The 14,090-nt window shown below is 70.9% G+C and carries 16 protein-coding genes; 7 read left to right on the top strand and 9 right to left on the bottom strand.

All coding sequences use genetic code 11. The annotated features are described in order from the left end of the window. Positions 1-236 precede the first annotated feature (236 nt). Both ACWGIG_RS28005 and ACWGIG_RS28000 read left to right on the top strand, forming a co-directional pair. Positions 237-485 (top strand): hypothetical protein, encoded by a 249-nt coding sequence (locus ACWGIG_RS28005; RefSeq protein WP_453324455.1) that lies wholly within the window; start codon positions 237-239, stop codon positions 483-485. Between the two features lie 38 nt (positions 486-523). Continuing rightward, positions 524-1,792: an alpha/beta fold hydrolase gene (locus ACWGIG_RS28000; RefSeq protein WP_453324456.1), complete on the top strand. Its 1,269-nt coding sequence runs from the start codon at positions 524-526 to the stop codon at positions 1,790-1,792. A 629-nt stretch (positions 1,793-2,421) separates the two neighbouring features. Here ACWGIG_RS28000 and ACWGIG_RS27995 read toward each other — a convergent pair. Further along, positions 2,422-2,805 carry a hypothetical protein gene (locus ACWGIG_RS27995; RefSeq protein ID WP_453324454.1) on the bottom strand — a complete coding sequence of 128 codons (384 nt, stop codon included), beginning with the start codon at positions 2,803-2,805 and terminating at the stop codon, positions 2,422-2,424. Between the two features lie 725 nt (positions 2,806-3,530). Between ACWGIG_RS27995 and ACWGIG_RS27990 the strand changes: the two genes are divergently transcribed. Both ACWGIG_RS27990 and ACWGIG_RS27985 read left to right on the top strand, forming a co-directional pair. Continuing rightward, positions 3,531-3,935 carry a hypothetical protein gene (locus ACWGIG_RS27990; protein ID WP_453324453.1) on the top strand — a complete coding sequence of 135 codons (405 nt, stop codon included), beginning with the start codon at positions 3,531-3,533 and terminating at the stop codon, positions 3,933-3,935. A gap of 140 nt (positions 3,936-4,075) precedes the next feature. Continuing rightward, positions 4,076-4,360: a hypothetical protein gene (locus ACWGIG_RS27985; protein WP_453324452.1), complete on the top strand. Its 285-nt coding sequence runs from the start codon at positions 4,076-4,078 to the stop codon at positions 4,358-4,360. A 47-nt stretch (positions 4,361-4,407) separates the two neighbouring features. Here the strand turns inward: ACWGIG_RS27985 and ACWGIG_RS27980 are convergent, their stop codons facing one another. The 7 genes from ACWGIG_RS27980 to ACWGIG_RS27950 form a co-directional block, all read right to left on the bottom strand. After that, entirely contained in the window at positions 4,408-4,884 is a 477-nt protein-coding gene (locus ACWGIG_RS27980; RefSeq protein ID WP_453324451.1) for a phospholipase A2, read from the bottom strand. Positions 4,885-5,190: 306 nt separating this feature from the next. Further along, positions 5,191-5,868, bottom strand: coding sequence for an HAD family hydrolase (locus ACWGIG_RS27975; RefSeq protein ID WP_453324450.1), 678 nt, complete (start codon positions 5,866-5,868; stop codon positions 5,191-5,193). Between the two features lie 14 nt (positions 5,869-5,882). Further along, the gene (locus ACWGIG_RS27970; RefSeq protein WP_453324449.1) at positions 5,883-6,821 is read right to left on the bottom strand and encodes an FkbM family methyltransferase; all 939 of its coding nucleotides are present in this window, start codon (positions 6,819-6,821) and stop codon (positions 5,883-5,885) included. An 82-nt stretch (positions 6,822-6,903) separates the two neighbouring features. Then, positions 6,904-7,632 carry an HAD family hydrolase gene (locus ACWGIG_RS27965; RefSeq protein ID WP_453324448.1) on the bottom strand — a complete coding sequence of 243 codons (729 nt, stop codon included), beginning with the start codon at positions 7,630-7,632 and terminating at the stop codon, positions 6,904-6,906. Beyond that, complete coding sequence (locus tag ACWGIG_RS27960) at positions 7,629-8,492, bottom strand: HAD-IA family hydrolase (protein WP_453324447.1); 864 nt, start codon at positions 8,490-8,492, stop codon at positions 7,629-7,631. Before ACWGIG_RS27960 ends, ACWGIG_RS27965 begins: the two co-directional genes overlap by 4 nt. A 49-nt stretch (positions 8,493-8,541) precedes the next feature. Next, on the bottom strand, positions 8,542-9,708 hold the full coding sequence (locus tag ACWGIG_RS27955) for an iron-containing alcohol dehydrogenase (RefSeq protein WP_453324446.1): 1,167 nt from the start codon (positions 9,706-9,708) through the stop codon (positions 8,542-8,544). Next, positions 9,708-10,568 (bottom strand): class II fructose-bisphosphate aldolase, encoded by an 861-nt coding sequence (locus ACWGIG_RS27950; RefSeq protein WP_453324445.1) that lies wholly within the window; start codon positions 10,566-10,568, stop codon positions 9,708-9,710. The genes ACWGIG_RS27955 and ACWGIG_RS27950 overlap by 1 nt, the downstream gene beginning before the upstream one ends. Before the next feature lie 522 nt (positions 10,569-11,090). On the opposite strand from ACWGIG_RS27950, the gene ACWGIG_RS27945 reads away from it, so the two are divergent. The 3 genes from ACWGIG_RS27945 to ACWGIG_RS27935 all read left to right on the top strand — a co-directional run bounded on the left by ACWGIG_RS27945 (position 11,091) and on the right by ACWGIG_RS27935 (position 13,940). After that, a complete protein-coding gene (locus tag ACWGIG_RS27945; RefSeq protein WP_453324444.1) occupies positions 11,091-11,882 on the top strand; it encodes a polysaccharide deacetylase family protein in 792 nt (263 codons plus the stop codon). A 226-nt stretch (positions 11,883-12,108) separates the two neighbouring features. Beyond that, positions 12,109-12,960 carry an SGNH/GDSL hydrolase family protein gene (locus ACWGIG_RS27940; RefSeq protein WP_453324443.1) on the top strand — a complete coding sequence of 284 codons (852 nt, stop codon included), beginning with the start codon at positions 12,109-12,111 and terminating at the stop codon, positions 12,958-12,960. Then, positions 12,957-13,940, top strand: a complete 984-nt coding sequence (locus tag ACWGIG_RS27935) for an esterase/lipase family protein (RefSeq protein ID WP_453324442.1) — start codon at positions 12,957-12,959, stop codon at positions 13,938-13,940. Before ACWGIG_RS27940 ends, ACWGIG_RS27935 begins: the two co-directional genes overlap by 4 nt. On the opposite strand, the gene ACWGIG_RS27930 is transcribed toward ACWGIG_RS27935, so the two are convergent. Continuing rightward, the coding region (locus tag ACWGIG_RS27930; protein WP_453324441.1) for a helix-turn-helix domain-containing protein at positions 13,908-14,090 on the bottom strand (183 nt) is incomplete at its 5' end. The genes ACWGIG_RS27935 and ACWGIG_RS27930 overlap by 33 nt on opposite strands.

The following is a 14,090-nucleotide window of genomic DNA, read 5'->3' as shown; positions in this document are numbered from 1 at the left end:
CGTGCCGACACAGCGCTGCGGGTCGGGGTGTCGACGGCACGACTGTCGGCAGACGGCCGATCGGCCGCCCACCCTGATGGATGAACGACACGGAGCAGGCCTCCAGCAGGACGCCGGAGTGCCGTCCTACACCACTAGTTGGATCATGAGTCCATCCCTGCGTCGTACGAGGTACGAGTGGGGCGCGACAGAGACTGGAGGCAATTCGCGACACTGATTCCGCACAAAGGACTGGCATGGCTCTACGAGGCGCCCGAACGATTTCCGTACTCACGGTCGGCACGGTGACGACGGTGATGGCGGCGCTCACCCCCATGACGGCGTTCGCGGCGGAGAATCCGCTCCAGCAGTACGCCCAGCAGGAACTCCGTTGGGAGCGTTGCGATCCGGGCCGTCCGACGACGTTCGAGTGCGCGAAGGTCAAGGTGCCGCTGGACCACGGCGACCCTGGGGGCCGGAAGATCGACCTCGCGGTATCGCGGTAAAGGCGAGCGGTGCGAAGGAGCGGCACGGCGTGCTGCTGATGAATCCCGGGGGGCCGGGTGTGCCGGGGCTGACCATGCCCGTGGAGATGGAGCCGCTGCTGTCGACGGAGGTACGAGAGCGGTTCGACCTGGTCGGCTTCGACCCGCGCGGGGTCGGGCAGAGCGCGCCGATCAGCTGCGGTCTGACGGCCGACGAACAGGCCGTCCAACACCCCTACACCGCACGGACGTTCGCGAAGGACGTGGCCCTGGCCCGGACGGTGGCCGACAAGTGCCGGGCCAAGGTGGGCGACATGCTGCCGCACCTCACCACCCGCAACACGGCACGGGACATGGACGTCGTCCGGGCGGCACTGGGGGAGAAGAAGATCTCCTACTTCGGGTACTCGTACGGCACCTACCTGGGCGCCGTCTACACGCAGATGTTCCCCCGGCGCTCGGACCGGTTCGTGCTCGACAGCGCCCTCGACCCGGCGCTCGCGTGGAGAGGGACGTTCCGGGGGTGGTCGGCGGGGGCCGAACTCGCCTTCACCCGCTGGACCGAGTGGGCCGCCGCCCGCAACGCCACCTACGGTCTGGGTCCGACTCCGGCGAAGGTCCGGAAGACGTACTGGCAGCTCATCGCCCGCGCCGACCGCACCCCCGTCCCGACGAACGGCGGGGCGCTCAGCGGCGGCGCCATCCGTTCCCAGTACGGTGCGTTCGTCGGCGTCAAGACCGTCACCCCGTGGATCGTCGCGCTGAAGGCTTCGGCCACGGGCGGACCGCCCGCGCCGGCCACGCCGACCGCGTCGGCGGTGACGGCAGCGTCGGCCGAACCGGCTGTCCCCGGCTCCGCCCCGGTCCGGTCCGCCGACGCGGGGGCGTTCGGCGCGGACGTTCCTGCCGACAACCAGTCCGCCGTCACCTGGGCCACCTTCTGCGGCGACACCCGCAACTGGCCGCGCAACCCCGAGCAGTACCGCCGGGACGTGATCCGGGACCGGGCCACGTACCCGCTGGCCGGAGACCTGGGGGCCACCATTCAGCCGTGCGCGTTCTGGAAGTCGGCGGCAAGGGAACCGGCCACCGTGGTGAGCAACGACGTCAACGCGCTGATCGTGCAGAACCAGTGGGATCCGCAGGCGACGCTGCCCATGGCGCAGGGCATGCGGCGGGCGCTGCACGGTGCGCGCATGGTCACCGTGGCCGGCGGTGAGGGCCACAGTGTGGTGGTGGCCGGTCCGTCCTGCGCGGACGCCGGCGTCACGCGGTACCTGACCACGGGCCGACTGCCCGCGAAGGACCTGACCTGCGGTGGCCAGTGACCTGAAGCACGACGTCCGCAATTGAATCAACGTCACAGCCATACGGCGGAACGCTGCCGGCCGAGCTGGTCCCCTGGCACTGCATCACCAGGGACGGCGGCACTGCATCGCTGTCGCCGCCAGAGCGGAGCGGGCGAGGAAGTCGACCCGGAGGAGTGCCTGGGGGCACTCCCCCGTGCGGACCGTCCTCCGCGTGGGCTGGAGCATCCGCGACGGCTAGGTGCTCTGCGACGTCTCGTTCACCAACGCCGCAGGAGCCGGCCCATCGGATCGGTGCAGGTACACCAGACCGACCAGGGCACGCTGGTGCGGCAGCAGCTTGCAGCGGCGGTCACCCTCGCGGGCGACGATGAGCAAGGTGCCCCACTCGACCAAGACGTGCGGCAGGACAGGCAACCAACGAGGCACCTGCGCTGATGAGTTGAGAGGTCCGCCCGGAAGTGGGACGTGAAGTCGAACGCCTCGTGCCGGGCAGCATGGTCCAGCAGTCTCACTCCTGCGGCCTGACGTTTGAGTGCGCTTCCAGGACGGAACGCACGCTCCCGCGAGCGCCGTCCGCCTGTCCGGTGAACTCCCCAGCGAGCGCCGACGTACGGGGCGCTGTTCGAGGTCCGTGGCTGAAGGGCGGTTCAGTCAGCTGCCGTTACATCGGCCAGGCTCACGGCGGGGCAGCCGAGCATCCCCGTCAGCACGCGACGCTGGCGCTCGGTCAGGGTGGGCAGGAAGAGCGCCGCGTCGGCGTCGGTCTGCTCGCAGAGCGCGGCTGCTTCACGGACCTTTCCATAGCTCAGGAGAGTCCGCGAGGAGTACGGGAGGGCCATCTTCCTGGCTCCGCCGTCCGAGACACCACGGCGTTGAACGATACGGCCCACGACGCGCACACCGTGTTCCGTCGCCTGCTGGGCCGCCGTGTCCATCAACGCGGCGAAGTCCTTCTGCTTGCCGGAGAAGTAGCCGACGAGTACCACCTCAGTGCCCTCGGCGATGGCCGGAGCCTGATGCCGGACCGTCACCGGCCTCATGTGGCGGACCGGTCGTCGATCGCGCCTTCGATCCTGATGCATGGTTTGCAGGCTAGAGGCACTGCCGCCTGCGTCGATACAGATTTTCCCCGACCGGCACAACGAGCGTGATCATTCCGCTGAAGGGCGACCGAGGTTGAACGCCAAGCTTAGTTCCGGACATGTCTCACGCTTCTCCGTGGTTCCACACCCAGCTGAATGCTCGCGCTGCCTGACGACTCACTGACACCGGCGGGCCCGAGCCACAGCCCGGATCCCGCCGTGTTGCCGTTCACGGGCCGACAGAGCACAGCCGGGACCGTCGCCGCAAGGACGGCCCGTGTGGCGAAGAGGGTGCCAGGCAGGAAGCGGGCGCCGGCCATGAACGTTTCGGGCCCGCCTCCTCGACGACTCCGTCCGGGCGACCCCTCACCTGCACGCCGCCTACCACGACGAAGCCTCGCGCCAGCCGGTCGGGGTGCGGTCCTCGACCACGGGGATCAGCACGGCGAGGAAGCCCCGCAGCGCCTCCAGCCACAGGTCGACCGCCCCCGGCCCGGGGCAAGGCGGCTGCGGCGCGAGGGCAATCTCCTGTCAGGACTCCCTCGAAGGAGGGAACTCCCCAGTCCATCACGATCACACTGCGTGATGCTTCGTTACTCTGTGTCCGGTAGCTTCATTCGCACCTGACGTCCCAGGAGTTGATCGTCTTGTCGTTCACCAGGTTTCGCAGTGGTGTGGCCGCCTTGGTCCTCGGGTCCGCGTTGTTGGGGAGCGGGGCGACGGCCCCGGCGGCGCACGCCTGGCCCTGGGACGGGAACGGCGTGTTCGCGAACAAGTTCGTCGCCAAGGGCGACAAGGCGGTCGTCAGCGGATTCATGAATTGCAAGACCAGGAAGACCGTCTCGCTGGTGGTGTACGTCAGCGGCATCGTTCACCCCGTACTGGTCGACTCGGCGTCCGGCACGGCAACCGCCTCCGGCCTCACCTGCGGTACCTCGAACACCAACTTCGAGATCACCGTTCCCGCCAACGTCAGGCCCGGCACCTACACCGCAGGCCGGGAGATGATCGTGACGACCACCATGCATGAAGGCGGAACCAAGATCGACGACGATACGACCATCCGCTGGGCGGAGTAGTCACGTCAAGGGTGACGGCGCCCTCGCCCCGCCTCCGGCTCTGACGCACCGGAGAAAGCCGACGCGGACGACTGGCGGGACCTGACCGCGTGCCTCCGCGACGAACACAGCTCGGCCGAGTGGCCGAGCTGTGCGCTCCCGTGGCCGGAGGGAACCTCGGAGCGGGTCTGTACGGGCTGGCGGTGGAGGTGGCCGCCGCGGGCGTCGCCGCCCTCGAAGCCTGGATCCGGCTCCGAGCCGGGCAGTTCACCGTGTTACGGGAGAGCCGCGAGGAAACGAAACGCACGGTCATCACCATGGACGGCAGCAGCACCCACAGCGTGCAAAGCGCTCACCTCCCGAAGCGTCTCTCCGCCCGGGACACGTCCGACCGGCCCGTACGGTTCAAGTCAGGCCGCAGAGGCGGAAATGGAGGGCGCGCGTGACGCTCCGCTCCCCGGGGTGGCCGGGGTGGGGCGTGATGACGGGGTTGTCACCAGTGGTCGCCGCCGTACTCCTTGACGCCCTTGTAGATGATCTCGGCGCTCACCAGGCAGCCGGGGTTGAGGATTCCCGTGTAACCGTGGTTGCAGATGTTCCGCATCTCGTGCCAGAACCGCTCGTCGATCCACTCTCGGCGAGCCTGCGAGGTATCGAGCTTCAGCCTTCCTCGGGGACCGTAGTTGCCGTAACCGAAGTCGTGCTGCTCACAGGCCCATTGGAACATCTGCTTCGCGGGCGGCCCCACAGGGCCGCTGCAACCGTTGTTGCTCCAGTCGAAGGGAGCGATCTTGGGGTGGTTGATGAAGTCCCTGTAGCCGAGGTTCATGATCCCGTCGGCGATCTCCAGGTCGCCCGGCGGGGCCGGCGGGGCCGGCGGGGCCGCCACCGCGCCAACGTTGCCCGTCCACGGGACCGTCATGGCCAGAGCTCCCAGGAGCGCCGCGCGAAGGGAGCGTCGTACTTTCATGTGTGTTCCTGGGGGATGCGGTACGAGGAGGGCGGGCACCGTCACCCACGCGCCCAGTGCCCGCCATGGCTTCCTGAACGACCCTCGCCGTCACCGGTATCGCGCTGGTCGCACATGAGTCACTCCCCCCATTTCCTCCCCGTACGCCCCAGGCCCCGCTTCACTGGAGAGCCCCCCGGGACAAGGCCGACAAGGCCGACAAGGTCAGGCCGGAGCCCTGCCGAGTTTTCATGATCACGCCAAGGGATTGACCGGCCGTCGGCAGGAGAAGGCCGCGCGCTGCTCCGCCTCCGGCCCGTCCCCCGCTCACCAGTGGGTGAGCCAGTGCCGGAGCGCGGCATCGTCAAGGGCCGGTACGTGGGCGTGGACGTACGGCCCGCGGGTCAGGGTGCCGACGCCGAGCACCGTCATCCCGGCCGCATGGGCCGCACGGGCGCCGACCGGGGAGTCCTCCACCGCCAGGGCGCCGCTGGGCTCGACGCCGAGTGCCGCGCACGCGGCGAGGTAGCAGTCGGGACGCGGCTTGGGCGAGGGCACGTCTTCGCCCGAGACCGTGACCGGCAGCCATCGGGTCAGACCGCCGTGAGCCAGCGACTTGTCCAGAAGTACGCGCGGTCCGTTGCTGGCCACCGCGAGGGGCACCCTGGCGGCGAGACGGGCGACCAGTTCGGCCGCACCGGGCATCGGCCGGGCCCCTGCGGCCACCGCGGTCAGGAGTTCCGCTCCCAGCTCGTCCGCCAACTCCCCCGCGTTGCCCCCCAACAGCCGGGACATCACTTCGCCGCCCTGGGGCAGGGACAGCCCGACGAGGGCCTCGCGGGCCGCGTCGTCATAGGGGTGTCCCCTGCGGGCGAAGACGGCGCCGCGTGCGGCGTCGGCACACGGCTCGGTGTCCATGAGCGTGCCGTCGCAGTCGAACACCACGGCGGTGGGCGGAGTGGACGTCACCAGTGCGGCGAGGTCGGCTTTACGCGTCCGTGTCATCCAGGTGCCCCCGCTCATGACTTGACGTACAGCTCGACCGGGTTGAACCCTGCCGGCTCCGGGACGCGCGGCGGCACCTGCCGGAAGCCGGCCGCGCGCATGGTGCTCCGTACGGCCTCGCCGTCGATGTACTTGTCGTGGACTTCCAGGACGATCCGCTCGACCCGCTCCATCCACGGCTGGACCTCGCGGAACACCTCGGCCTCGCTGCCTTCGACGTCGACCTTGAGCAGGTCCACGCGGTCGATGCCGTGCTTGGTGAGCAGCTCGCCCACGGTGGTCGCGGGCACCCGCACACCGGGCCGGGCCAGTACGTTCTCCAGCCGGTAGGGGCGGGTGCGACGCAGCTCGGCGACCGCGGGTACGGCGGTGCAGGTGTCCCAGAACGCGCTGACGGTGAACTCCGCGGTGCCGGTCTCCCCGGCCACGGCCGCCGGTTCGATCTTCCAGTCGAGGCCGGACAGGGCGGCGTTGTGCCGCAGGACGGCCAGGTTCTGCGGGATCGGCTCCACGGTGAGCAGGGTGCGGGGGCGGTATCGGGCGGTGAAGTAGGACGCGGCGAGGCCGGTGTTGCCGCCGAGGTCGACGATCGTGTCGAGGGTGTCGAGGTCCTCCTCCAGCCGGTAGTGGACGCCGAGTTCGTAGAAGCGCTTGAGGAAGACCTGCCACAGGATCAGCAGGTCGCTCTGGTTCCTGCGGATGCGCACCCGGGCCGCCTGACGGGGGGTGAGGAGGTTCAGCGAGAGCGGAGTGTCGTCGGCGAGCGGGCGGCCCGCCGCGCCGAGGAAGCGCCGGCCCATCCAGTACGGCGCGGTCATCCTGCTCGCCCCCTGCGCCATGCGCAGCGCCAGGCCCATGTCCCGCCCGCAGCCCGCCGCTTCTCGCACCAGGACGCGGCCCATGCCCACGCCCATCGCCCGGTCTGCGTCCGAGCGCAGGTATGCCAGTCCCATGTCTGCTTTCCATTCTGATTGGTACGAACCGAAGGGTCGTGTCCGGGCGTAGCGGTGTGGAGCCTCCGACGGCCCTGCCCGGTCAGCTGCCCCAAGCGGTGGCCCAGCGGGTGAGTGCGGGGTCCTGGAGGGAGCCGAGGAGCAGGTCGGCCGGGAAGGCGGGATCGGGCAGGGTCGGGACGCCGAGGGTGACCAGACCGGCGGCGCGGGCGGACGCGAGGCCCGTCGGGGAGTCCTCCACCGCGAGGCAGCGGCTCGCGTCCACGCCGAAGTGTGCGCAGGCCATGAGGTACGGGTCGGGGGCCGGTTTCGGCCGGGGCGGGTCTTCGGCGGCGACGGTGAAGCGCACGAGGGGTCTCAGTCCCCCGCGTTCCAGGGCGATGTCCAGGACCCGCCGGGGCGAGTTGCTGACCACGGCCGTCGGCACGAGGCAACTGAGCGCGGTGAGGAGTTCGGGAGCGCCGGGCAGCGGGGCGGCAGCCGAGCCGTCGACGGCCTCGACGACGAGGTCCAGCAGTTCCTTCTCCAGTACGTCGGCCCGGCCCGGGTCGCCGAACGCGTCGGCCGCCCGGCCGGCCATCGTCCGCACGGTCCCGCCGATGTAGTGGGGCTTGAGCTCGGGCTCCCAGGGCACCCCGTTGCGGGCGAAGAGTTCCGCCAGGGCGGCACTCCAGCAGGGCTCGGTGTCCATCAGCGTGCCGTCGCAGTCGAAGAGCACCGCATCGGGCGTCCACCTGGGGCTGCCGTCGGGCAGCAGCGCGAAGCCCGCGGGCGCGGGATGCGCGGCGGGGGTGGCGTCGTCGGTCGTCATGGGGTGCGCCTCCTTGTCGGGTGCGGTCGGGGGGCGGGGCCGGGTCGGCGCCCCGCGGGGCGGCACGCCGGGGAAGCGTCGGGGAGTCCGTCGAGGATCAGCTGTCGCAGGTCCGCCAGTACGACGGGCGGCGTGGTGTGCGCAGCGGCAGGCGCGCTGAGGTCCAGCGCCGGTTCCCGGCCCGGGTCTCCCAGATGGGTGACGACGCGGGAAGCCCCGGTGAAGTCGTGCTCCGCGGAGACACGGGTGGGCGTCACCAGGCAGTGCATGCGGGCGGCGAGGGCGGCGAGTATCCCGTTGCGGGTGTCCTCGACGGCGACGCAGTCGTACGCCGGTACGCCCACGCTCCGCGCCGCGTACCGGTAGACCTCCGGATCGGGCTTCTTCCTGCTCACCTCCGCCCCGGAGACGACGGTGAAGGCGGGGGCCAGATCGGCCCCCACGGCCAGCCGGAGCGCGGCACTCACGGACTCCTTCGCACCGCTGGAGGCCACCGCGAGCCGCCACCCCGCATCGGCGGCCTCGGCGGCGAGCCGGCGCACCCCCGGCCGCACCTGGACCGCGCCCGCGTCGAGCAGGGCCAGATACACCCGGGTCTTGTGCCGGTGCCAGGAGCGGACCGTGAGCATCCACGCCTCCCAGCCGAGCGGTGGGCAGACCCGGGCCCGGAAGTCCGCGTCGTGGTACAGGCTGGCCAGGCGTTCCGTACCGCCGGAGATCCGCAGCTTGTGCGCGTACTGGGCGGCGCTCCACTCCCACGGCACCCCCAGCTCGGCCCACATCTGGTTGAACGCACGGAGATGACCGCTCTGTTCGGCGTCCACCAGAACACCGTCACAGTCGAAGATCAGGGCAGGCACGGGTGCTCTTTCGCGGGTCGTGGAGGGGTACGTGAAGCAGTACGCGGGGTCAGAGGCAGGCGCGGTAGATCCGCTCGACGGTGTCCTGGCCGGGGGACGGGACGGGGTCGTTGCCGAGATCGCCGGTGACGGCCGCGCCCATCGTGGCGAGGTCGGCCTCGGTGAAGCCCCGCTCGCGCAGGCCGCCCGTCAGCCCGCAGACCTCCCGCAGGCGTGCCACCTCGGTATGGATGTCCGTGCCGCCGAGCGCCCTCGCCGCAGCCGCGAACCGCTCGCAGGCGTGCGGCTCGGCCTGCTCCAGCCATGCCGGGTACAGGACGGCGAGACCGCGCCCGTGCGGCAGGGCCGCCCCGTGGGTGAGACCGCCCATCGCCTGTTGCATGCGGTGCGGCAGGCAGGTGCCGGCGAGGGCCACGTTCCATCCGCCGAGCAGCGCCGCCAGCGCCATGCCCTCCTGCGCCTGGGCCGACCGGTCTCCGGCGGCCACCTTCGGCAGGTGTACTCCGGCGAGTTCCACGGCCCGCAGCGCGAGCGCGCGGGTGACCGGGTCCGAACGCCGGGCCGCCAACCCCTCGACGGCATGGGCGAGCGCGTCGAAGCCGCTCTCCGCGGCAACCCCCGCCGGGACGGTGCCCAGCAGCACCGGGTCGATGACCGCGACCCGGGGAAACAGGTCCGGTCCCCGGATCCCCGCCTTGAGACGCCGCACGACATCGGTGACGGTCGCTCCCTTGGTGACCTCCGACCCGCTGCCGGCCGTGGTCGGCACCGCGATCAGCGGCAGCGCGCCCTCGGACGGCTCCAGCGTCGTACCGACCAACGGTCCGACCGGGCCCCGCTCGACACCGACGGCAGCCGCCTTGGCCGCGTCGATGGCGCTGCCGCCGCCCAGCCCGACCACCACGTCGCAGCCGTGCTCGACGGCGAGGGCCACCGCACGGTCCGCCTCGGCCGACGTGGGATTCGCCGACACCCCGTCGAAGACCGTCACCGTGAGGTGCGCGGCCCGCAGGTGGCCCACCGCGGCATCGAGCACACCGTGGCGCCGCATCGCCCCCCGCCCGCAGACCAGCAGCACCCGATGCCCGTACTCCCCCGCGCAGACGCCCAGTCGACCGAGGCTGCCCCGGCCGAACACGATGCGCGTCGGCAGCTCCGGCAGCTCCAGCCCGTCCAACCCGGGCAGCCCCGAGGTGCTTTCACCGGCGAACACCATCAGTTGCCCCTGCCGACCGTGCGGCAGTAACCGGTCGCCACCTCGCGCACCGCGGCGCTGATCCGCCCCAGCAGCTCCACCGGTTCCGTGGCGCCGCCCGAGGTGCTCACCGCACCCAGGTAGGCGTGCTTGATCTGCGTGGAGACATTGATCTTGCGCACGCCGCAGCCGACGAGCCGGGACATCGTCGCCGGGTCGAGCCCGGACCCGCCGTGCAGCACGAGCGGCAGCGCCGTCGCGGCCGTGATGGCCCGCGCCCGCTCGAAGTCGACCACGGGCTGCGCCGCGTAGGCGCCGTGCGCCGTGCCCAGATCCGGACTGAAGCAGGTCACGCCCGTACGCCCGACGAACTCGGCCACCCGCTCCACAGCGACCGCAGGGGCTCTGCGCGCCCCGCCGTCCAGTACCTCCCCGACCCGGGGAATCGCCTCGAACTCCCCCTCCACCTCACCGCCGAACTCCCCTGCCAGCCGCACGAGTTCGGTGGTCCGCCGCACAGCGGTGTCGTACGGCAGGCCGGAGGCGTCGAAGAGCACCGAGTCCCACCCGGCCCGCAGACAGGCTTCGGCGAACTGCCGGTCCGTACAGTGATCGAGGTGCAGCACCGAGGGCGTTCCGCGGTCCGCCGACGCCTCGGTGTGGCATGCGAGAGCCGCCTCGATGCCCCACTGCCGGGCGCTGCGGACCGACAGCTGCACCACCACCGGCACTTCCGCCGCTTCAGCCGCGTCGAGGACCCCCTGCATCGAGGCCGGATCGACCACGTTGAAGGCCATCACCGCGCAGTCGTTGTCGGCGGCCTCCCGCAGCAGCCCACCGAGCCGCTGCCGACTCCCGACCCGGTCGACTCCGGTCGCCATCACAGTTCGTTGCCCTTCGCGTGATTCACCGGAGCGATGATGCAGAGAACCTCCATGCGATGAACAGCCGTACCCGGGCCGGTTCCCACGTTCGGCCCAGCGATTGCCCTCCCACGTACCGAAAGCTCCGCGGGCCGGGGCACCGGAGAAGCGCGGCGGGTACCGCGTTGGCCGTGGACTCGTTCTGCACGAGTGGTAGGTCAGTATCTGGGCGGTCCCGCCGGTCGCCACCAGGTCATGTCCGGACAGTCTCGCTCCGTGCTTGGAGGTCCGGGCTCGAATCGCTTCCTTCTCGCCGTCCTGTGCCACCAGTACGTACGAGCACGCCGAAGCCTCATGCAGCCGCCGCTCTCTCCAGCACGGGCTCGCACTGCGGCGAGTCCCCGCGCCGCCCTGCCGTGACCACGATCGGCACGCTTCTGTCACCAGGGCGCTCGAAGCATATGACGCACCCTCGCCCATGGCGTGACGAATCGATGACAGCCCTGCCGGATCCGGGACGTCCCGGGTGGGGTGGGACGCATGAACCCCACACCGTCCGACACCGTGCCCGCCCCCGCCGCTCCCCGTCCTGTTCGGCGCTGGGCGACGACAGCTGCGGCGGCAGCCCTGTCAGTGGCAGCAGCCTGCGTCCTGTTCTCCTGCTCCGGGACCACGGCCCCCGCCGCTCAGGGACCGGAGGCGACCGCCGGTCTGCCGGCTCCCACGGTCGACATGGCAATCGTGCGGGACTCGGAGGACGCCGGGCGTACGGTGAACCTCACCCTCGACGACGGCCCGGACCCACAGTGGACCCCGCGGGCCCTGGATCTGCTGAAGAAGCACGGCGCGAAAGGCGTCTTCTGCGTGACCGGCCCCAACGCGGCGGCCCACCCGGGCCTCGTACGACGCATCGTCGCCGAGGGGCACCGGCTGTGCAACCACTCCGTCAGCCACGACACTGCGATGGACCACCGGCCGGTCGCCTACCAGGAGAAGGAGATCCTGGACGCGAAACGGATGATCGACCGTGCCTCCGGCGGCGCACGCCTCTGGTACTACCGGGCCCCCGGCGGCGCCTTCACCCCGCAGAGCCGGCAGATCGCCGCCGCTCACGGCATGCGCAACCTGGGCTGGAACGTCGACCCCGGCGACTACCGTCAGCCGGGCACCGACGTCATTGTGCGTGCGGTGCACAACCAGCTGTCCAAGGGACCGACCGTGCTCCTGCACGACGGCGGGGGCCACCGGGCTCAGACGATGAGCGCGCTGGAGGAACTGCTGCCCTGGTTCACCGCACGGGGATACACCTTCAGCTTTCCGCAGGGCGGCTGAGCGAAGAGGCATCGCGTCCACTCGCCGCGAGCGCACCGTGGAGCAGCCGCCTCGACAGGCTGTGCGGGCAGACAGGCCGGCGCGCCGAAGAGCGGCGACAGCGGCCTTGTGACGGGTCACAAACGATCGTTGCCGACTCTGGAATACGTTCCGTCTCCGTTCCCCCACCGGTCCCTCAAGATGTGAGGCGCGGTACTTCGGACGGTCAACCATGACGGAGGTCGGCGTGAGATTCCCCGGACGATTCAGGACAGGCTGGGTCGCGATCGCCGCGACGGTCGCGGCCGTTGTGTCCACCCCGGCCCAGGCCGATGCCCCAGAGCCCCTGCACTATGTGGCGCTGGGTGACTCCGCGGCGGCCGGACCGCTGATTCCTCGGCAGGACGTCAATCTGCTGTGCCTTCGGTCGCACCGCAACTACCCGGCCGTCGTGGCGAAGGAACTCGGCGCCCGGCTGACCGACGTGAGCTGTTCCGGGGCCACGACGAAGGATTTCACCGGGCGGCGACTCGGTCTGCTGGCACCGCAGTTCGACGCTCTGCGGCCCGGCACGAACTTGGTATCGGTCACTGTCGGAGCGAATGACAGCGGCCTCTTCCAGGAGGCACTCGGCTGCGTCAACTTCCTCCCCGAGCCCTTCGGACGCTCGTGCGCCGACCGGCTGACGTCCGGCGGCAAGGACAAGCTGGACGAGGCGGTCCGGGCATGGGCTCCCGCCTTCGGAACGGCGTTGAAGGAGATCAAGCGGCGGTCCCCGCATGCCACGGTCGTCGTCACCGGCTACGGCACGTACGTCCGGGAAGGCGGCTGCCACCCGGTCCAGCCCGTCTGGGAGCGCGACGCCAACTACCTCCAGGGCGTCATGAACAAGATCAGCGCTGCTGCCAGGGAACAGGCACGGCAGCACGGCGCACGGTTCGTCGACGTCGGTGCCCTCACGGTCGGGCACGACATCTGCGCCCCGCCCAGGGACCGTTACCTGGAGGGGCTGATTCCCGCTCACGCGGCTGCGCCTCTGCATCCGAACGCCCAGGGCATGGCCGTCGTCGGTGACGCGGTCGCGGCGGCAGCCCGATGACCCGGCGGCGCGTCCCGCCCGCGCGCGCTCACGTACCCGCCCGTCTCGCCGCACTCCTGTTCCTCGTCCTGGCCGCTCTCGTCGGAAGCTCTGCCGCTCCCGCCTCGGCCGGCGAACGCGGTGACCCGGCACCACGCGCACTGCCGGTGGTCTACCACTCGGTGCCGGCGGTGACCGCGTCGCTGGCCCGCCCCGGCGCCTCCCCGCCCGGCGCCAACGACTTCACCTGCCGCAGCACGACCCGCCCCCGCCCGGTCGTCCTGCTGCACGGCACGCACGTGAACATGGCCATCAACTGGAACACCCTGTCCCCGCTGCTCAAGAACAACGGGTACTGCGTCTTCGCCCTCAACTACGGCGGCCTCAAGGGCGGCCAGGTGGGCGGCACCGGCGACATCCCCACCTCGGGCGGGGAACTCGCCGCCTACGTCGACCGCGTCCTGGCCGCCACCGGGGCCCGAGAGGTCGACCTGGTCGGTCACTCGCAGGGCGGCACCCTGGCCCAGTACTACGTCAAGTTCCTCGGCGGCGCAGCGAAGGTGGACAACCTGGTGGGTCTGGCCCCCACCAGCCACGGCTCGACCGCCCTGGGGTTCGACAAGGGCATCAGAGCACTGTTCCGCATCTTCCCCTCCCTCGACGGTCTCGTCGGCGCCCTCGATCCGGCCGCCCGCCAGCAGCTCCGCGGCTCGGACTTCATCAACACCCTCAACTCCCTGCCCGACACGGTGCCCGGCGTGCGCTACACCACCCTCGCCACCCAGTACGACCCCGTGGTCACCCCTTACACCTCGCAGTTCCTCGACGGGCCCGGCGCACGCAACATCACCGTCCAGAGCCGGTGCGGCAACGACTACAGCGACCACCTCGCCCTGGCCTTCGACCATGTGGCGCTGCGCGAGGTGCTGAACGCGCTCGATCCCGGAACCGCACGCGCACCCGACTGCTCAGCCCCGGTCCGGCCGGTCTTCGGCGGCTGACCGGCCCCGGCGCGCGGCGACCGAGCAAGCCGTACGGGCCGCGAGGGCCGCACCGAGCAGCGCGACGTCAGCGGTCTTCAAGGGGTCGGCGCCGGTCAGTTCCGCGATCTTGCGCAGCCGGTAGTCCACCGTGTTGGGGTGGATGTGGAG

The sequence above is a fragment of the Streptomyces sp. NPDC054863 genome, from assembly GCF_053610825.1.
The sequence above is the reverse complement of the archived record's forward strand: the minus strand, read 5'-3'. Positions and strand labels throughout refer to the sequence as shown.

Coding starts and splice junctions, on each gene's coding strand:
- ACWGIG_RS28005 (WP_453324455.1), top strand. CDS start 237: ATGGCTCTACGAGGCGCCCGAACGATTTCCGTACTCACGGTCGGCACG.
- ACWGIG_RS27935 (WP_453324442.1), top strand. CDS start 12,957: ATGACCCGGCGGCGCGTCCCGCCCGCGCGCGCTCACGTACCCGCCCGT.
- ACWGIG_RS27955 (WP_453324446.1), bottom strand. CDS start 9,708: ATGGTGTTCGCCGGTGAAAGCACCTCGGGGCTGCCCGGGTTGGACGGG.
- ACWGIG_RS27950 (WP_453324445.1), bottom strand. CDS start 10,568: ATGGCGACCGGAGTCGACCGGGTCGGGAGTCGGCAGCGGCTCGGTGGG.
- ACWGIG_RS28000 (WP_453324456.1), top strand. CDS start 524: ATGAATCCCGGGGGGCCGGGTGTGCCGGGGCTGACCATGCCCGTGGAG.
- ACWGIG_RS27970 (WP_453324449.1), bottom strand. CDS start 6,821: ATGGGACTGGCATACCTGCGCTCGGACGCAGACCGGGCGATGGGCGTG.
- ACWGIG_RS27975 (WP_453324450.1), bottom strand. CDS start 5,868: ATGACACGGACGCGTAAAGCCGACCTCGCCGCACTGGTGACGTCCACT.
- ACWGIG_RS27965 (WP_453324448.1), bottom strand. CDS start 7,632: ATGACGACCGACGACGCCACCCCCGCCGCGCATCCCGCGCCCGCGGGC.
- ACWGIG_RS27980 (WP_453324451.1), bottom strand. CDS start 4,884: ATGAAAGTACGACGCTCCCTTCGCGCGGCGCTCCTGGGAGCTCTGGCC.
- ACWGIG_RS27945 (WP_453324444.1), top strand. CDS start 11,091: ATGAACCCCACACCGTCCGACACCGTGCCCGCCCCCGCCGCTCCCCGT.